This is a genomic window from Mesorhizobium sp. WSM4820, from assembly GCF_055811075.1.
Map to the genome: position 1 here is coordinate 49,274 of NZ_JBVVQN010000014.1, position 14,769 is coordinate 64,042.

The following is a 14,769-nucleotide window of genomic DNA, read 5'->3' on the forward strand; positions in this document are numbered from 1 at the left end:
ATGCGCGTCCGCACTGCCACGAGCGCGCTTCACCCGACCGTCGTCCTGTGGACGGCAGTCGGCTTGCTCGGCTATGCGCTGCTGCCTTGGTACGGGATGGACAGCAATCTCTTCACCCTGTCCTGGCTGCTGGACGGCTATCCGCTTGACGATGACGTAGCGCCGGCGCTTTTTCTGGTGCTGCAAGGCGACAAACTCTGGCTCGCCCCCATCGGCCCGCTGCTTCTCGCGCCGCTCCTGCTATGGGGGCGGCGCAAGTCCGATCCTTTCTTTGGCTATTTGCTGATCGCCGTCGGCGCGACCGGCGGCGCCTATTTCCTGCTTCAAGGCTTCGGCATTGGCCTGCGTGGCTTCCAGTGGCAATGGCTGAACTCGCTCTTTGGCGAACTTGACGACCGCCAGTTTGGCATGGGCTGGGGAGCACTGCTGGCAGGCTGCGCGTTCTTGTTCCTGTTCACCCTCGGGCTTGCGGCTCGCGGCGCGGTGGCCGGCGACGAATTCGTCTCCGGCTCGATCGGCTTCGTTGTCGCTGTTGTCGCCATCTTCATCTTCATGCCGATCGGTCAAATGCTGGGGAGCGCGCTGCTCACGCAAGAGGGCGACTATTCGCTTCCCGTCTTTCTCGCGAAACTCTCCAGCGACCGGCTCTGGAGCCTCGGCTGCCTCACCGGGGGCCCGCGCTGCGGCGTCGCCTGGAATTCGCTCCTTCTCGCCGTGCTCGTCGGCGTGACGACCACCGCGCTCGGCCTTGTCTTTGCCCTGGTGGTGACCCGTACCGGCTTTCGCTACGGCGCGCTGTTGCGCGCGTTGACCGTGCTGCCGATCATCACACCACCCTTCGTCATCGGCCTCGCCATCATCCTTCTGTTCGGCCTCTCGGGCGCCATCAATCTGGGCTTCGCCGAGCTGATCGGCGTCCAACCGACGCGATGGGTCTACGGCCTGCCTGGCCTGCTGATCGCCCAGGTGCTCGCTTTCACGCCGATCGCTTTTCTGGTGATGATCGGTGTGGTCGAGGGTGTGAGCCCATCCATGGAGGAGGCCGCGCAGACCCTGCGCGCCAATCGCTGGCAGACATTCATCACCGTCTCCCTGCCGTTGATGCGGCCGGGTCTGGCCAATGCTTTTCTGCTCGGCTTTATCGAGAGCATGGCTGATTTCGGCAATCCGCTGGTGCTCGGCGGCAATTTCGATGTGCTGTCCACCGAGATCTTCTTCGCGATCGTCGGCGCGCAATACGACCAGGCGCAGGCGGCGATCCTCGCCCTCGTGCTCCTGTTCTTCACGCTCGGGGCTTTCTACGCCCAGCGATTCTGGCTCGGAAAAAAGTCCTACACGACCGTCTCCGGCAAAGGCGACGCCGGCGTTCACCCGCATCTGCCGGCAAATTTGCGCAACGTCGTCTTCGCGGTCGCCGCCGTCTGGACGCTTTTTACCTTGCTGATTTACGTGACGATCTTCTACGGCAGCTTCGTCAAGCTGTGGGGCGTCGATTTCTCTCTGACTTTTGAACATTACGTCACGGCGTTCTCCATCGGCTGGAACGAGTTCGGCATCCACTGGCGCGGGTCGGCCTGGAGTTCTTTCTGGACGACCATGGAAATAGCGATGATCTCCGCGCCGCTGACCGCGGCCATCGGACTCTTGACCGCCTATCTGCTGGTCCGCCAGGACTTTGCCGGCAAGGATACCTTCGAATTCGCTACGATGCTGTCCTTCGCCATTCCCGGCACTGTGATCGGCGTGTCCTATGTGATTGCGTTCAATGTGCCGCCGATCGAGCTCACCGGCACCGGCATTATCCTGGTGCTCTCCTTCATCTTCCGCAACATGCCGGTCGGGGTCCGCGCCGGTGTCGCATCGATGTCGCAGATCGACCGCAGCCTTGACGAGTCCTCCCTCACGCTGGGAGCCAACTCCTGGCAGACGTTCCGCAAGGTGGTGCTGCCGCTGCTGCGGCCGGCCATCCTTGCCGCGCTGGTCTATTCCTTCGTTCGCGCCATGACCGCCATCAGCGCCATTATCTTTCTAGTCAGCGCACAGTACGACATGTCGACCAGCTACATCGTCGGCCGCGTCGAGAATAACGAATATGGCATCGCCATCGCTTATTCCGCCGTCCTGATCGGCGTCATGCTGGCGGTGATCGGCCTGATGCAGCTTGCGGTTGGCAGCCGCATGATCGGCCGGCGCGGTCTCGACGGCGATCTGGCGCAGTCGCGCACCAATGTCAGCCAGGCGGTCGTGGCGCGTCCACAGCCGGCGATCTCGGGAGGCGGATGAATGGCCGAAATTCGCGGCAATGCCGCCTCAGTAGAATTCAGGAATGTCACCAAGATCTACGGCAAGAGCAAGGCGCCCGCCGTCAACGACATCTCGCTGTTCATCGAGGCCGGGAAGCTGGTCACCCTGCTTGGACCGTCGGGCTGCGGCAAGACGACCACCTTGCGCATGATAGCCGGACTGGAAATGGTAACGAGCGGCCAGATCCTGATCGGGGGCGCCGACGTCACCCGGCTGCCGGCCACTGATCGTGATGTCTCCATGGTGTTTCAATCCTACGCGCTTTTCCCGCACATGACCGTGACCCAGAACGTCGAATACGGCCTGGGCTTTTCCGGATTCGACAGGAAGGAGACGGCCGAGAGGGCCAGAGCCGGGCTTGAACTGGTCGGCCTCTCCAATTTCGGCGACCGCCTGCCGAGCCAGCTTTCGGGCGGACAGCAACAGCGTGTCGCGGTGGCGCGGGCGTTGGTTCTGGAGCCGCAGGTGCTGCTCTTCGACGAGCCTTTGTCGAACCTGGATGCCAAGCTCCGCCGGCGCGTGCGCGAGGAAATCCGCGAGATCCAGCAGAAACTCGGCCTGACCGTCGTCTACGTCACCCACGACCAGGAGGAAGCGCTCGCCGTCTCCGATCGCATCATCGTCATGAACAATGCGGTGATTGCCCAAGACGGCACGCCACGCGACCTCTACGAGCAGCCCGCGAATGCTTTCGTGGCCGACTTCATCGGCGAAGCCAACATGTTCCAATGCGAGGTCGTGTCGGTCGAGGGCGACAGCGCCACTGTGCATCTGGGACCTGCCGTGCTGAAGCTGCCGGCTCGCGGCCGCAAACCGGGGCCGGCCAAGCTGGCGGCGCGACCGAGCCGCCTCGAGATTGGCGAGCCGAATGCGCCAGGCGCCTTGCCTGGCACGCTTGAAAAAGTGACCTATGTCGGCAGCCACCTCGAGTTCGTAATTGCCACGCAATTCGGCGAAGTCTTCGTGGTCTCGCCGGATGTCGATACCGCGTTTCGAGCGGGGCAGCCGGTGAGCATCGGCTTTCCCGAACGCGGACCCGTGCTGATCACAGACTGAACGCCTCTTTGCAGAGCGCGTGGACCTTGTCGAACACGCCCTTGCCGCCCGCGATGACCAGTGTTCCTTCCTCGAGAACCGTTTTCGGGTCGGGCGTGACGACCGACCCGCCGGCCTCTTCGACCAGAAGCATGCCGGCGAGGCAGTCCCAAGCATTCATATGCTCCTCGACATAGGCGAGCAGCCTGCCCGAGGCGACGTAGGCAAGCATAAGCGCACCGGATGCATTGCGGAAAAACACGCCGCCCTCCTGAAGCAGGAGATCGATCAGCTTGGCGACGGTGCGCGCTTCACGACGATTGGAGAAGCCGGTTCCGACCGAGCCTTGCGTCAGGCTCTTCGTCGGGCTTGTCTTGATGGGCCGGCCGTTGAGGAAAGCGCCACCGCCGCGGCGTCCATAAAATGTCTCGCCGGTAGAGGGTTCATGGATAACGCCCACGACCGCCACACCCTCCTTGACGCAGGCGATGACGACGGTCCAGGCCGGGATGCCGCGCAGAAAATTGGCAGTGCCGTCGATTGGATCTATCACCCATGTGTAACCCGATCCGCCGGCGAGTGCGGCGTGTTCCTCTCCGATAACACCGTCTTCAGGATATTGCGCCGCAAGCTCCCGGCGGATGAACGTCTCGACATTCCGGTCGGCCTCGGAGACCAGGTCCTGATGACCCTTGCTCTCGATTGTGAGTGTCTCCAGTTGTCGGAAATATTGCAGGCCGAGTTCGCCGCCGCGCCGCGCCAGCGCAGTCGCAAACAGCATCCGATCGTTATCGTCACCATTCACGCAGTGAATTCCGTCATTGTTTCTGCTTTCCATTCGTTCTCTGGCTCTTTGTATTCAAGGCCCAGTTATGCAGCGAAAGGTTGAGGTTAACGCTCGGCGACAGGTTGCCATTCGTGGATGATCTTGAAACCCGGCAAATCGAAAGCGAAGAAATGACCTTGGAAAGGTTGATCCCGACTGCGCGAAATTGGCGCATTCAGCAGCTTGCAAAGCAGGAGCGTGCCCACGCCGCCATGCGAGACGAAAGCAATGTCGCCGTCGTGATGGGTCGCAAGAATGCGAAACACGGCCCGCGCGACGCGATCCTGGGCATCGAGCGCGCGCTCCCATCCGCAAACGCTCTCATGTGGATTGGCGAAGAAGGCGTCAGCAACTCGTTCGAAATCGACGGGTGGAAGGAAACCGGTCGCGGAGCGGTCGTTCTCGCCAAGGTGCTCATCCACTTGGACGGGCAAACCAAATCCCGCCGCCAGCAGGCCAGCCGCTTCAATAGCCTTGGCCTCGGAGCTCGACCAGATGGACGTCAGGCCGGACAGCACCGCACAGCCCACGAAAGCCCTCATCCGGGTGACGCCGCGGTCCGAAAGCCGCCAAGCTGGAACTGGCGTGGCGGGATCAACGGAAACTTCCGGATGAGTGATAAAGAAGGCCGTCGGCATGCCGTTGCGCTCCGATAAAATCCTTCCGACGCCTAACAGAGCTGATCAAGCGCAGGAAGTATCAACACACACCAACCACATCATTGCACGGGCACTTTTCACAGCCTCAATGGATATCAGAAACAGGAACGTCTGTATCGCGCTGCCATGAGCGGACCTCCGGCCATCATAACCGCTACATTGTCTCCAAACTCGTCGCAGTTCATTCCGCGCACCGGTCTGCGATTGGCGTAGCGCCCGATCAAGGCGCCGAAATAGGGGGGCAAGGATTCGTAGTCGGCGAGTTCCTTGAAGCCGAGCACGACGTTGTCGAGCTTGCCCCAGCGGTCGGGCACATTGATCGCGGTGATTATACCCGCCATAGCGATGAACTTGATGGACGCGCCTCTGTCGTTGATGAGCGTGTAGAGATCGACGGCTTTGCCGTCCTGCGTGTTTCAGAATGGGGACTTGTCCACAGAGCCGATGCCGACGATCCCTCCTACCCGGGCTTGTAACAAAGTCGATCGAGCACGTCTCGAAGCGCAGTTGCGGCTTGGTCACGCTCGTCAGCAGACATCAGCTCGGGCTCAGCTTCCAGTCTGAGATGCGGCAGTTCGGTTCGAACGGCGCGACGGGCAGCGACAAGATTGGCCTTCACATCGATGACGCGATAAGTGGCGACCGGATAGGCGATCCCTTTGACGTGGATGCGCCCCAGTTCGTCGCAGTCAATCGTGTCCTTCACTTGCGCAAACGTCTCATAAGAAATGAGCACGGTCCCTGGCTGCGCCTCCTGCTCAAGACGTGAGGCGAGATTCACGGCGCCGCCGATTATCGTGTAGTCCATCCGGTCCTCGCTGCCGAAGTTGCCGACAGTGCAGTAGTCGGTGTGGATGCCGATGCGGCAGCGCAGTGGTGTTTCAATTCCAATGTCGCGCCAGACTTCGGCAAGTTCGCTCATCCGCTTCTGCATGGCGAGAGCCATCTGCACACCGGCGAGCGCGTCCTCCTTGACGCCGCGAGTTTCCGGATCGCCGAAAAACATCAGAATCGCGTCGCCGACATACTTGTCGATCGTCGCGCCATGATCCGAAGCAATTTTCGACATTTCCGTCAGATAGTGATTGAGGAGCTGGGTGAGGTCCTCCGACTCCATCTTGTCGGTGGTCTCGGTAAAGCCGGCGATATCCGAGAAGCATATTGTCAGCTTCTTCCGCTGGCTGGCGATCCTGACCTCCTGACGGCCGGTGAATATCGAGTTGTACACCTGGGGCGCCAGGTATTTCGCCAGCTTGCTGGAAAGCGCCTCGAGAGCCGCGGATTTCTCGGCGAGGTTCTCCTCCCGTAGCTTCAGCTCGGTGATGTCCGAGTAGACCGCGACTGTGCCGCCGCCGGTGATCCGCCGCTCGCTTATCATGATCCATCTTCCGTCGCCTCGCCGCTGCTCCCACGGTTCGCCAGGGTTGCGGTGCCGGGAGAGCCGCTCGGCGACCCATTCCTCGAATCGTCCCTCGGCATCCCTGATGTAGCCGCGCTCAGCGGATCGGCGGATGATGTGCTCGAATGTCGTACCGGGCGTCAATTCGATCGCAAGGTCGCTGTAGAGCAGTTCGCGGTAGCGGCTATTGCTAAGGATGAGCCGGTCCTCGCGGTCGTAGAGAGCGAATCCCTCGGAGATGCTCTCGATGGCATCGATGAGCCGCTGGCGCGCTTCGGCGACCTCGCGCAGGTTCTTTTCTTCGACCTCGACTGCAGTGTCCCGGAAGAGCCTGAGCGCCTCGGCCATGCGGCCGATTTCGTCGTGGCCCGCGGCAGGCAATGGCGCACGAAGATTGCCGCCGGCGATTGCGAGCATGCTTTGGCTCACCCCTCCCAGGCGGGCGAGGAGGCTGCGGTCGACATAGAGCCAAACAACAAGAACGGAACTCAAGAGGCTGAGAAAGGCGGAGCCAAGGACAACTCCGGTCCCGAATCGCTGGACGACCGCGGCTTCGAGACCAGATGCGGTGATCTCGCGGTCTGCCGCGGCGACCAGGCGATCGACGGCAGCGGTAAGACTGCGCGACAGCTGATTGTTTTCGGCCAGAAGCTCTTCGCCCTGCGCCAGGACGGCGAACTCGTCCTGCCGCGCCTTCGGGATGCTGTTTCCGCCGTCGATCAGTGCCTTGAACTCGTTGACCCGCTGCTGGAAACGGGTTCGCAGCCTATCGTCGATCTCGTTGGAAATCGTGTCCAGAACGGCGAGTGACCGGCGCAGCGGAAACAGGATCAACGCCAGATCGCCTGGCGTCGGCGCGTCCGCCGTGTTGACCAGCGCGTCATTGACCGCCGAGATCTCCTGCTGCGCCTTCTGCTGCGGGATGTAGGCCGCTATCGACTGGACCAGGTCGGCCGTCGCCTCCGCGCCTCGATCGGACGCGAGCGGCGTGTCGGCCGTGACCGCCCGCCATTGCTGGAGTTTGGAATTCATCACGAGCATGCCGGGCGCCACAAGGCGCTGGCTTGCATTTGTCGTAGCCGACAGGCGACGTAACAGTTCCTCTTTGCGCGCCACCACGGTGAGGCGGGCGGCGACAAGGTCGTCGAGGGCGTTGAGATTGCGCCGCAGACCAAGCACCGCAGCCTCGATCTCAGCCACTACCGCCGTGCTAGGCTTGGCGCCTTTGAGAGCGGCAAGCAGTTCCTCGAGGCGCGTCATCTCTGCCGCGATCGCAGTCGAGACCTCGTTATGCTGAGCCTTGCTGGTCGAAGCAAGTGCGGCGGGCGCAGTGGCGGCGACCCGCTCAGCCTGGCGCGACAGCTGGAGGGACGCGAGCGCCGACGGCACACGCTCCTTGGTGATGTGGTTGACGACCTCCCCCACCTCGAGGAAGGCATAAAGAGCGGCTGTTGTCGCGAGCACCGCGAAGGTGCTGATACCGAAAAAAGCGAGCAACAGACGGCCGCGTATGCCGAGACGCTTAAGCATCGCGGCGACGCATTGATTCAGGTGGCGCGGCCGATATGGTCTGCACAGATTGGCTCAAGGCGATTCGCCGGATCGGTGGTCCATTACTCCAACGGCACGTATTCGCCACCCTTCCAGACATACCATACCCAACTCTGAACAGTGAGGTCGCCTTTATTATCAAAGTCCATACGGCCCAACACAGTGTTAAATTGATTGCCGCGCAGCGATGCAATCACGGCTTGGAGTTCTAGTGAGCCTGCCTTCTCGACCGCCTGCGCCCAGGTCTGGGCGGCGCCGTAACTGTGCAGCGTCCAGGAATCGGGTTCGAAGTTCTCGGCTCGGAATCGTTCGACGACTGTGGCCGCTTCGGCGTTTCGACGCGGGTCGGGGACAAAGGTGAAGAGCGTGCCCTCGGCGGCAGGGCCGGCAATCAGCCCAAATGCCTCGGTCGCTGTATCGTCACCCGAGATCAGCTGAACCGAGTAGCCCCGGTCGCGCGCCGCACGAACCATGAGCGCGGCCTCGGTATGGTACCCGCCCAGATAGAGCACGGCGATATCCGCAGCCTGCAGCGTGGCGATCTCGGCCGAGTAATCGTCTTTCCCGGGAGCGTAGGCTTCGAAAATCGCTTCGGTCGTGCCGCGCTTGTTCAGCTGCTTCCTGGTTTCATCGGCGAGACCTTTTCCGTAGATCGTGTTGTCGTGGAGGATCGCGATCTTCTTGTCGCTCCAATGATCGGCCAAGTAGTTGCCGGCCTCGAAGCCCTGCGCATCGTCGCGACTGCAGACGCGGAAAACGTTGTCGCGGCCTTGTTCGGTCAACATCGGATTGGTCGAGGACGGCGAAATCTGCAGAATTCCCGCCGCCTCGTACACCTCCGATGCCGGAATCGAGGCTCCAGAGCAGTAGTGCCCGACGACGAACACTACACCGTCAGCCACCAGCTTTTGGGCAGCAGCCACCGCTTGCTCGGGATCGCAGAAGTCGTCGACCGTGATGAGTCGCACCGGCTCGCCGAGGACGCCGTCCGCCGCATTGATATCGGCCACAGCCACCTCTGCGCCGCGCTTCAATTGCGTGCCAGTCCATTCGAGCTTTCCGGTCATCGGGCCTGCGACCCCGATCAGCACCTCCGCCCGCGCAGGACAGCTAAGCGCCGCGGCCACGAGCGCGACAATAGCTACGGTGATGATACGGTGCATGGATGCACCCCAAAGGCCGTAGCTTACGCCAATCCCGTCAGCGCCGACAGTCTTTTTCCGCGAGCGTCGCATGCGCCCCGACAACCAGAGTCGAGGAAGATACTCGCGTCCCGTCCTGTGCCTCTGCATGTGCGAGCAATCAGCGAGCAGCTGAGGGGCATCGTGGAACCGCGTTCCCCGCCGCTCGTTTCTTGGTCAAACCGAGGTGGGAGTATCCAATTGTCGGCACGTTGTTGAGCAGATGACCTAGGATGCAACTGGTTGTGAAACCAAGCAGCAGCAGAAGGAGTTGGATCGATGAAGCTTTATTCTGCACCCGGGTTCACCAGCCTGGCCGACCATATCGCGATGCTGGAGGCTGGAATTCAGTTCGACGTGGTCACGGTCGATATCGAGACCAAGCAGATCGAAGGGGGTGGCCGCTATATCGATATCAATCCGAAGGGCTATGTGCCCGCTCTCGTGTTCGACGACGGTGAGGTGCTGACCGAGAATGTCGCGATCCTGGCTTGGGTCGCGGATCGCGCGCCGGAGCTCGCGCCGCAGGGTCATCTGGGCCGCTATCGCCTGCTTGAGATGCTGAGCTTCATCGCGACCGAGATTCACAAGCGCTTTCCCACCTACCTAATGCTTCCTGAAGACGTCAGGGAGCCGATCGCCCAGGAAATACTGCGATGGTTCCGCTTCGCCGCAGGCCGGCTGGAGCGGGGGTATTTGTTCGGAAAGACTTTCACCGTCGCGGATCCCTATCTCTTCCAGCTGGCGCGCGGCGCGGCGGAGATCGGATTTCAACTGCCCGAGCCGCTTCGCGATTACATCGCGCGCATCGAAGAGCGGCCTGCCGTACAAGCGGCTCTGCGCCGCGAAGGACTGGCATGAACGAGCTGGTGATCCGTGCCGATGGGGTCGAGCTCGCAACGCAGAGCTTCGGCAATCCGGCCCAGCCGCCGATACTTCTCATCATGGGCGGGATGGCCTGATGCTCTGGTGGCCGGAGGAATTCTGCCGCCGACTCGCCGCACGGGGCCGCTTCGTCATCCGCTACGACCAGCGAGACTCCGGTCTTTCGACCAAATATCCGCCCGGTCGGCCGGGCTATGGCTTTGACGATGCGGTCGAAGACGCCCTTTGCGTGCTCGACGGCTACAGGATCACGGCGGCGCACGTCGCGGGCTTCTCCCAAGGCGGAATGGTCGGCCAGGGTACGGCGCTCAAGCATCCAGAGCGGGTGCTTTCACTGACGGCGATCAGCACCTCGCCGATCGGGGTGGACCGGTCCAGCCTCCCCAAGAGCGGTAAGGCCTGGTTGGAACATATGGCTGTGGACGTGGACTGGTCGAACCGGGCGGAGACCGTCGCATATTGCGTCGAGGACGCGCGACTGATCGCAGGAACAGCACACCCGTTCGACGAAGCCGAGACCAGAGCCTTCATCGAGCGGGACTTTGACCGTTCTGGCGGCTATCTCAGCGCCACCAACCACAGTGTTCTCTTCGAGATCGGCAAGGCCTGGCAGGGCAGGCTCGCCGAGATCAAGGTACCGCTGCTCGTCATTCACGGCACCGCCGATCCAGTCTTTCCGGTTGAGCACGGCGCAGTACTGGCCGAGGCAGTCGCGGGCGCACGGCTCCTGAAGCTCGAAGGCGGCGGGCACGAGCTGAACCCCGGCGATTGGGACCGGATCGTCGAGGCGATCGCCGAACACACGGGTTCGAAGCGAGCCATCGACCGGCGCTGACAAGACTCTGCCATGCGGCGCGAAGCGGAAATCCAACGCGAACGCAGGGAAGACGGCAATGGGTCATCATCGTTGGTTGCGCCCAATGATAGCTATCGGGGAAGGAAATCGGCACATAAAGGTCCGGACCGGAGACAATCCTTCGCGTTCGGCAAGGACTCGGATGCGCGCCAGAAGGAGCCTTCAGTGGAAGGCAATCACGCTCAGGATGACGCACACCTCCAGACTAGGTAGTCGGGCCGGGCCACGTCGGGGTCAGGGCTACGAGACTGCGTCATATGGGCAGGCCTGCCTTGCGGTAGCCCTCAAGCCAGCGTTCGCGGTCTTCTTGATGAGCGATCATGCGCATCTGCGAAGCAATCATGGTCTTTGGGTCCGGCTTGGGGCCTGGACTTCGATGGAAAGCCGCGACAGCCGCTTTCGACTCCTCGATGCGACCCAGCTGTGCGTACGCTGCAGCTTCGATCAGGTGCATATAGGCCGGCACATCGTGCCTGTGCCTGAGGATCCCAATTACTGTCTCGTATTCTCCCAACATGAAGTGGCAGTCGCACAGCACCTCTGATCTGGCATCATCCGGCGCCAAAGGGTCGATCCTCTGCATTTGGGAGAAGATTTCGATCGCCTCGGATGGTCGACCCAGATGGGCGAGAACAAATCCGCGGCTGAAGAGAGCCGATGCATCATTCGGATTGCTCGCCGTTGCACGCGCGGAGTGAAGATCGGCAAGCTCATGCATGCCGCTCGTGATATAGGCGGAAGCGGCAGCCGAATTGACTTCGGTATCGCCGCCGTCGAGCGCCACTGCGCGCGCCGCATGATGGCACGCGCGTTCGATCGCAATCTCCGGTTCAAGGCCCAACGCATAGATGCCATAGGCAAAGGCGGTGGCGATCTGCGCGTGCGCGGCCGCATAGTTCGGATCGGCCTCGATCGCTTTCTCCAGATGAACCAAGGCACTTTGCAGACCATCAGTGGAGTGAAACAGAGCCCAACGTCCCCGCAGCAAATGGTCGAAGGCTGTGAGGTTCGCCGGCGGCCTCCGGCGCGCGTGCTCGACTGCGATTCGACCAAGATGCCCCGGTATTGTACCGACGATTGCTTGCACGACCTCGTCCTGGACCTCGAAAATGGAGTCGAGCGTGCGGTCATAGCGTTCCGCCCACACGTGCGCCCCAGTCGTTGCGTCGATTAGCTGGGCCGTTATGCGTACCCAGTTCCCGGCCTTGCGCACGCTGCCTTCGACTATCCAGCGCACGCCGAGTTCGTGCCCGACGTCCTGGATCCTAGGCGACCGCCCTTTGTATAAAAATGAGGAATTGCGCGCGATGACCAAGAGGCTCTTGAAGCGCGAGAGTTCCGTGATGATGTCTTCGGTCATGCCGTCCGCGAAGTACTCCTGCTCGGGATCACTGCTCATGTTCACAAACGGCAAGACGGCGATGGCAGGCTTCTCGGCTGTGACTCGGGGCGTCACGACCGCAACAGCCGGTGTTCCGGCGACCCGATAGATCCGAACCGGCTCGGCGATGTTCTTCAGGTTCTGCGTACCGAGATCGTCGAAGCCTACTTGGACTTTGTTCCTGATGTGGTCATGCGCGGTCCCGGAGACCAGGATGGAACCCGGTTCGGGATGCTTTCGAGCCTCGCGGCGATGTTGACGCCGTCGCCATAGAGATCACTGCCTTCGACAATGACGTCACCCAGATTGACGCCGATGCGCAGCACGATCCGCCGCTCCTCAGGCTGATCGCTGTTTGCGGCGGCCATGCCCTCCTGGAGCTCGACCGCGCATTGCACGGCGTTAACAGCGCTGGCGAACTCCACCAGCACGCCATCGCCGGCGACCTTGAAGATGCGTCCGCGATGCTTGGCAACCAGGGGCCTCAGCACCTCCTTGCGGCGGATCTTGAGGGCAGCCAGCGTGCCGGCTTCGTCGACCTCCATCAGGCGGCTAAAACCGACTACATCCACTGCCAGAATCGCGGCCAAACGGCGTTCCATGCTTATCCCTGGAAAGGCTGACCAGACGGGCACCATACCATCTAACCGTCGTGCTGTGTGCACCGATGCGGTGGGCTCTCATTCTGTTTCGATCGCCACGTCCGCCTCAGGTCACGGCCTGCCGTCGGGCGGCCGCGAAGGGAAGTAGAGAAGCGTCATATCGTCTCGTGGGACTGGTTGTGATGGATGGCGACCCGGCACCCCGGGGCGGCCGCCGATCCAGCGGGTACTATCCGGCGACAGTCCCCCGCCAGGCACGATAATGTGAACATGCGGGTGATGCGTCAGCGCCGATCCCCAGATGTGCAGCACGCTGGTCATGCCGATGCGTGCGCCGAGGCGCTTGGGATCGGCCGTGATCGTGGTCAGCGTCTCGGCCGATGCCCGAAACAGCAGGTCATAGACAGCCTTCTTGTTCCAATAAGTGATCTGCGCGATCTCGGCAGGCAGGGTGAAAACCACGTGGAAATACTCCACGGGCAGCAGGTCTTCGGCACCGGCGGCCATCCAGTCCCGCGCCGCAAAGGACGCTCTTTGAACTTTGCGCACGGTCCTGTCCGGACCGAAGGTAAGCACAGCAAAGCCGGTACCGGCTTCCGGCGTCAAGCGCCAGGCAGTCTGAACCGGTATTCCGTCACATGGTGGTAGATCTGGCCCGGCCATAGCGTGGCCTGCGGGAAATACGGCCGGTTCGGTGCGTCCGGCCAGACCTGCGGCTCCAGGCAGAAGCCCGAATAAGCCTTGTAATGAACTCCCCCGAGCCCCGGCGAAGCTGGCGCCAGATACTGGCCGGTATAGAGCTGCACGCCCGGTTCCGTGGTCCACAGCTCCATCTCGACGCCGGAATTCGCGCCTTGCGCCCATGATGCCAGCTTGAGTGACCCGCGCGTCGAGGCAAGACAGAAATTCTGGTCGTAGGGGAGCTGCCTGCCCTCGCTCTCCATGCGCAGCGGCCGCGCCTGACGGAAATCGAACGGCGTGCCGTCGACCGGCTTCACGACGCCGGTCGGGATCAGGTCGCCATCGACCGGAAGATAGGCGCCGGCGTTCAGCATCAGCCGGTGATCGAGGACATCGCCGGCGCCGCCGTCATCCAGGTTGAAATAGGAATGCTGGGTGAGATTGCACAGCGTCGGCTCCTCGCAGGTGGCGGTCAGCTCGACGCTGAGCGTGCCTGGGATTTTCAGCCTATAGGTGCGCTGTTCGCGAAGATCGGCAATGGTCAGCTTGAAATTGGTGTTACGATGGAACCCAAAATGCGTTCGGCGACCAGACGCTGTAGCCGCCATAGATTGCTGTCGTGGATGCCGCGCTCTTCCAGATGCGTGATGGTATTATAGAGATACTCGGCGCACGAGCCCAAGTGGCCGCATGCCTTGGCCATAATGTCCGCCACCTCATCAGGCGGGAGCCTGCCGGTGTATGCGCCCGCCTCTCGGTTCATCACGAAGGCTAGGGCGCGGACAGGCCCCTGATCCGTCTTGACGGCAAGCCAACGGGGCGGGTTGCTGGGTGGTTTCGCCTTCATCTCTCGGCGGACCAGCTTGCCGAGGTGCCATTCCACTGTGTTGCCGGCGAGCCTATAGAGCATCCCCCGGCACTGGCCGCCTCGGTCGAGGGCCATCATCAGGCCAGGCTGCTCCCTCGTGCCCCGCCACCGGGTCATCTTTAGGCAGAATGAACGATGCCAGCCGTGAGCCGTGCCAATGCGCTCCTCAGTGTGCTCAACTTCCGGCTTCCAAATCAGTGAGCCATAGGCGAACAACCAAAGGTCTTCGCCTCGGGGATGCGAGGCGAGCGTCTCATGCACCGCCGCATCGTAGTCCTCCTCGGTGTGGTAATCGAGACCAGGTGCCGAGCCGGGGTCCTCTAACACCCGATGAACGCGCGCAATAATCTCCGGCGTAAGCGCCATCTTCCGAGCCAGCCTGGGCATCTTCTCCCTCATATGCCGTTCCGTTCTTTTGCTGCCCCGCGCTTCTTGTAAGAGCCACGTTTCGCTGGGCTTGCTTAGCAGTCCAAGAGCGCCATGATATCATCAGTCTCCCAACGGCGAACCGTCACCAAAAGCCAGCTGGTGTCGCCCAGCT

The 14,769-nt window shown here is 61.9% G+C and carries 10 protein-coding genes and 4 pseudogenes; 4 read left to right on the plus strand and 10 right to left on the minus strand.

Going from position 1 to position 14,769, the window contains the following annotated elements; genetic code table 11:
• Together AC0L2R_RS22035 and AC0L2R_RS22040 are read left to right on the plus strand one after the other, a co-directional pair.
• Entirely contained in the window at window positions 1–2,283 is a 2,283-nt protein-coding gene (locus tag AC0L2R_RS22035; protein ID WP_473511528.1) for an ABC transporter permease, read from the plus strand.
• Window positions 2,284–3,360 (plus strand): ABC transporter ATP-binding protein, encoded by a 1,077-nt coding sequence (locus AC0L2R_RS22040; RefSeq protein WP_091598197.1) that lies wholly within the window; start codon window positions 2,284–2,286, stop codon window positions 3,358–3,360.
• On the opposite strand, the gene AC0L2R_RS22045 is transcribed toward AC0L2R_RS22040, so the two are convergent.
• From AC0L2R_RS22045 to AC0L2R_RS22065, 5 genes and pseudogenes are all read right to left on the minus strand, one after another.
• Entirely contained in the window at window positions 3,350–4,120 is a 771-nt protein-coding gene (locus AC0L2R_RS22045; protein ID WP_091598200.1) for an inositol monophosphatase family protein, read from the minus strand. The two genes, AC0L2R_RS22040 and AC0L2R_RS22045, sit on opposite strands and share 11 nt — an antisense overlap.
• A 110-nt stretch (window positions 4,121–4,230) precedes the next feature.
• Window positions 4,231–4,803 carry a histidine phosphatase family protein gene (locus tag AC0L2R_RS22050; RefSeq protein ID WP_473511530.1) on the minus strand — a complete coding sequence of 191 codons (573 nt, stop codon included), beginning with the start codon at window positions 4,801–4,803 and terminating at the stop codon, window positions 4,231–4,233.
• A 116-nt stretch (window positions 4,804–4,919) separates the two neighbouring features.
• Window positions 4,920–5,204 (minus strand): annotated as a pseudogene (locus AC0L2R_RS22055) (aldose epimerase family protein); the annotation flags it as partial.
• Window positions 5,205–5,284: 80 nt separating this feature from the next.
• Entirely contained in the window at window positions 5,285–7,753 is a 2,469-nt protein-coding gene (locus AC0L2R_RS22060) for an adenylate/guanylate cyclase domain-containing protein (RefSeq protein ID WP_473511532.1), read from the minus strand.
• Window positions 7,754–7,836: 83 nt separating this feature from the next.
• Window positions 7,837–8,937, minus strand: a complete 1,101-nt coding sequence (locus AC0L2R_RS22065) for a branched-chain amino acid ABC transporter substrate-binding protein (RefSeq protein WP_473511534.1) — start codon at window positions 8,935–8,937, stop codon at window positions 7,837–7,839.
• A gap of 297 nt (window positions 8,938–9,234) precedes the next feature.
• Between AC0L2R_RS22065 and AC0L2R_RS22070 the strand changes: the two genes are divergently transcribed.
• Both AC0L2R_RS22070 and AC0L2R_RS22075 read left to right on the plus strand, forming a co-directional pair.
• On the plus strand, window positions 9,235–9,816 hold the full coding sequence (locus AC0L2R_RS22070) for a glutathione S-transferase N-terminal domain-containing protein (RefSeq protein ID WP_473511535.1): 582 nt from the start codon (window positions 9,235–9,237) through the stop codon (window positions 9,814–9,816).
• A pseudogene (locus AC0L2R_RS22075) lies at window positions 9,813–10,675 on the plus strand (alpha/beta fold hydrolase). Before AC0L2R_RS22070 ends, AC0L2R_RS22075 begins: the two are co-directional and overlap by 4 nt.
• Window positions 10,676–10,949: 274 nt before the next feature.
• Here AC0L2R_RS22075 and AC0L2R_RS22080 read toward each other — a convergent pair.
• From AC0L2R_RS22080 to AC0L2R_RS22100, 5 genes and pseudogenes are all read right to left on the minus strand, one after another.
• Window positions 10,950–12,056 (minus strand): tetratricopeptide repeat protein, encoded by a 1,107-nt coding sequence (locus tag AC0L2R_RS22080; RefSeq protein WP_473511536.1) that lies wholly within the window; start codon window positions 12,054–12,056, stop codon window positions 10,950–10,952.
• A 185-nt stretch (window positions 12,057–12,241) separates the two neighbouring features.
• Window positions 12,242–12,667, minus strand: a complete 426-nt coding sequence (locus tag AC0L2R_RS22085; protein ID WP_473511538.1) for an adenylate/guanylate cyclase domain-containing protein — start codon at window positions 12,665–12,667, stop codon at window positions 12,242–12,244.
• 213 nt (window positions 12,668–12,880) lie between these two features.
• Window positions 12,881–13,198, minus strand: a pseudogene (locus AC0L2R_RS22090) (IS91 family transposase); the annotation flags it as partial.
• Window positions 13,199–13,281: 83 nt separating this feature from the next.
• Window positions 13,282–13,875 (minus strand): annotated as a pseudogene (locus AC0L2R_RS22095) (aldose epimerase family protein); the annotation flags it as partial.
• A gap of 26 nt (window positions 13,876–13,901) precedes the next feature.
• The gene (locus AC0L2R_RS22100; RefSeq protein WP_473511540.1) at window positions 13,902–14,627 is read right to left on the minus strand and encodes a gamma-glutamylcyclotransferase; all 726 of its coding nucleotides are present in this window, start codon (window positions 14,625–14,627) and stop codon (window positions 13,902–13,904) included.
• Window positions 14,628–14,769: the final 142 nt, after the last annotated feature.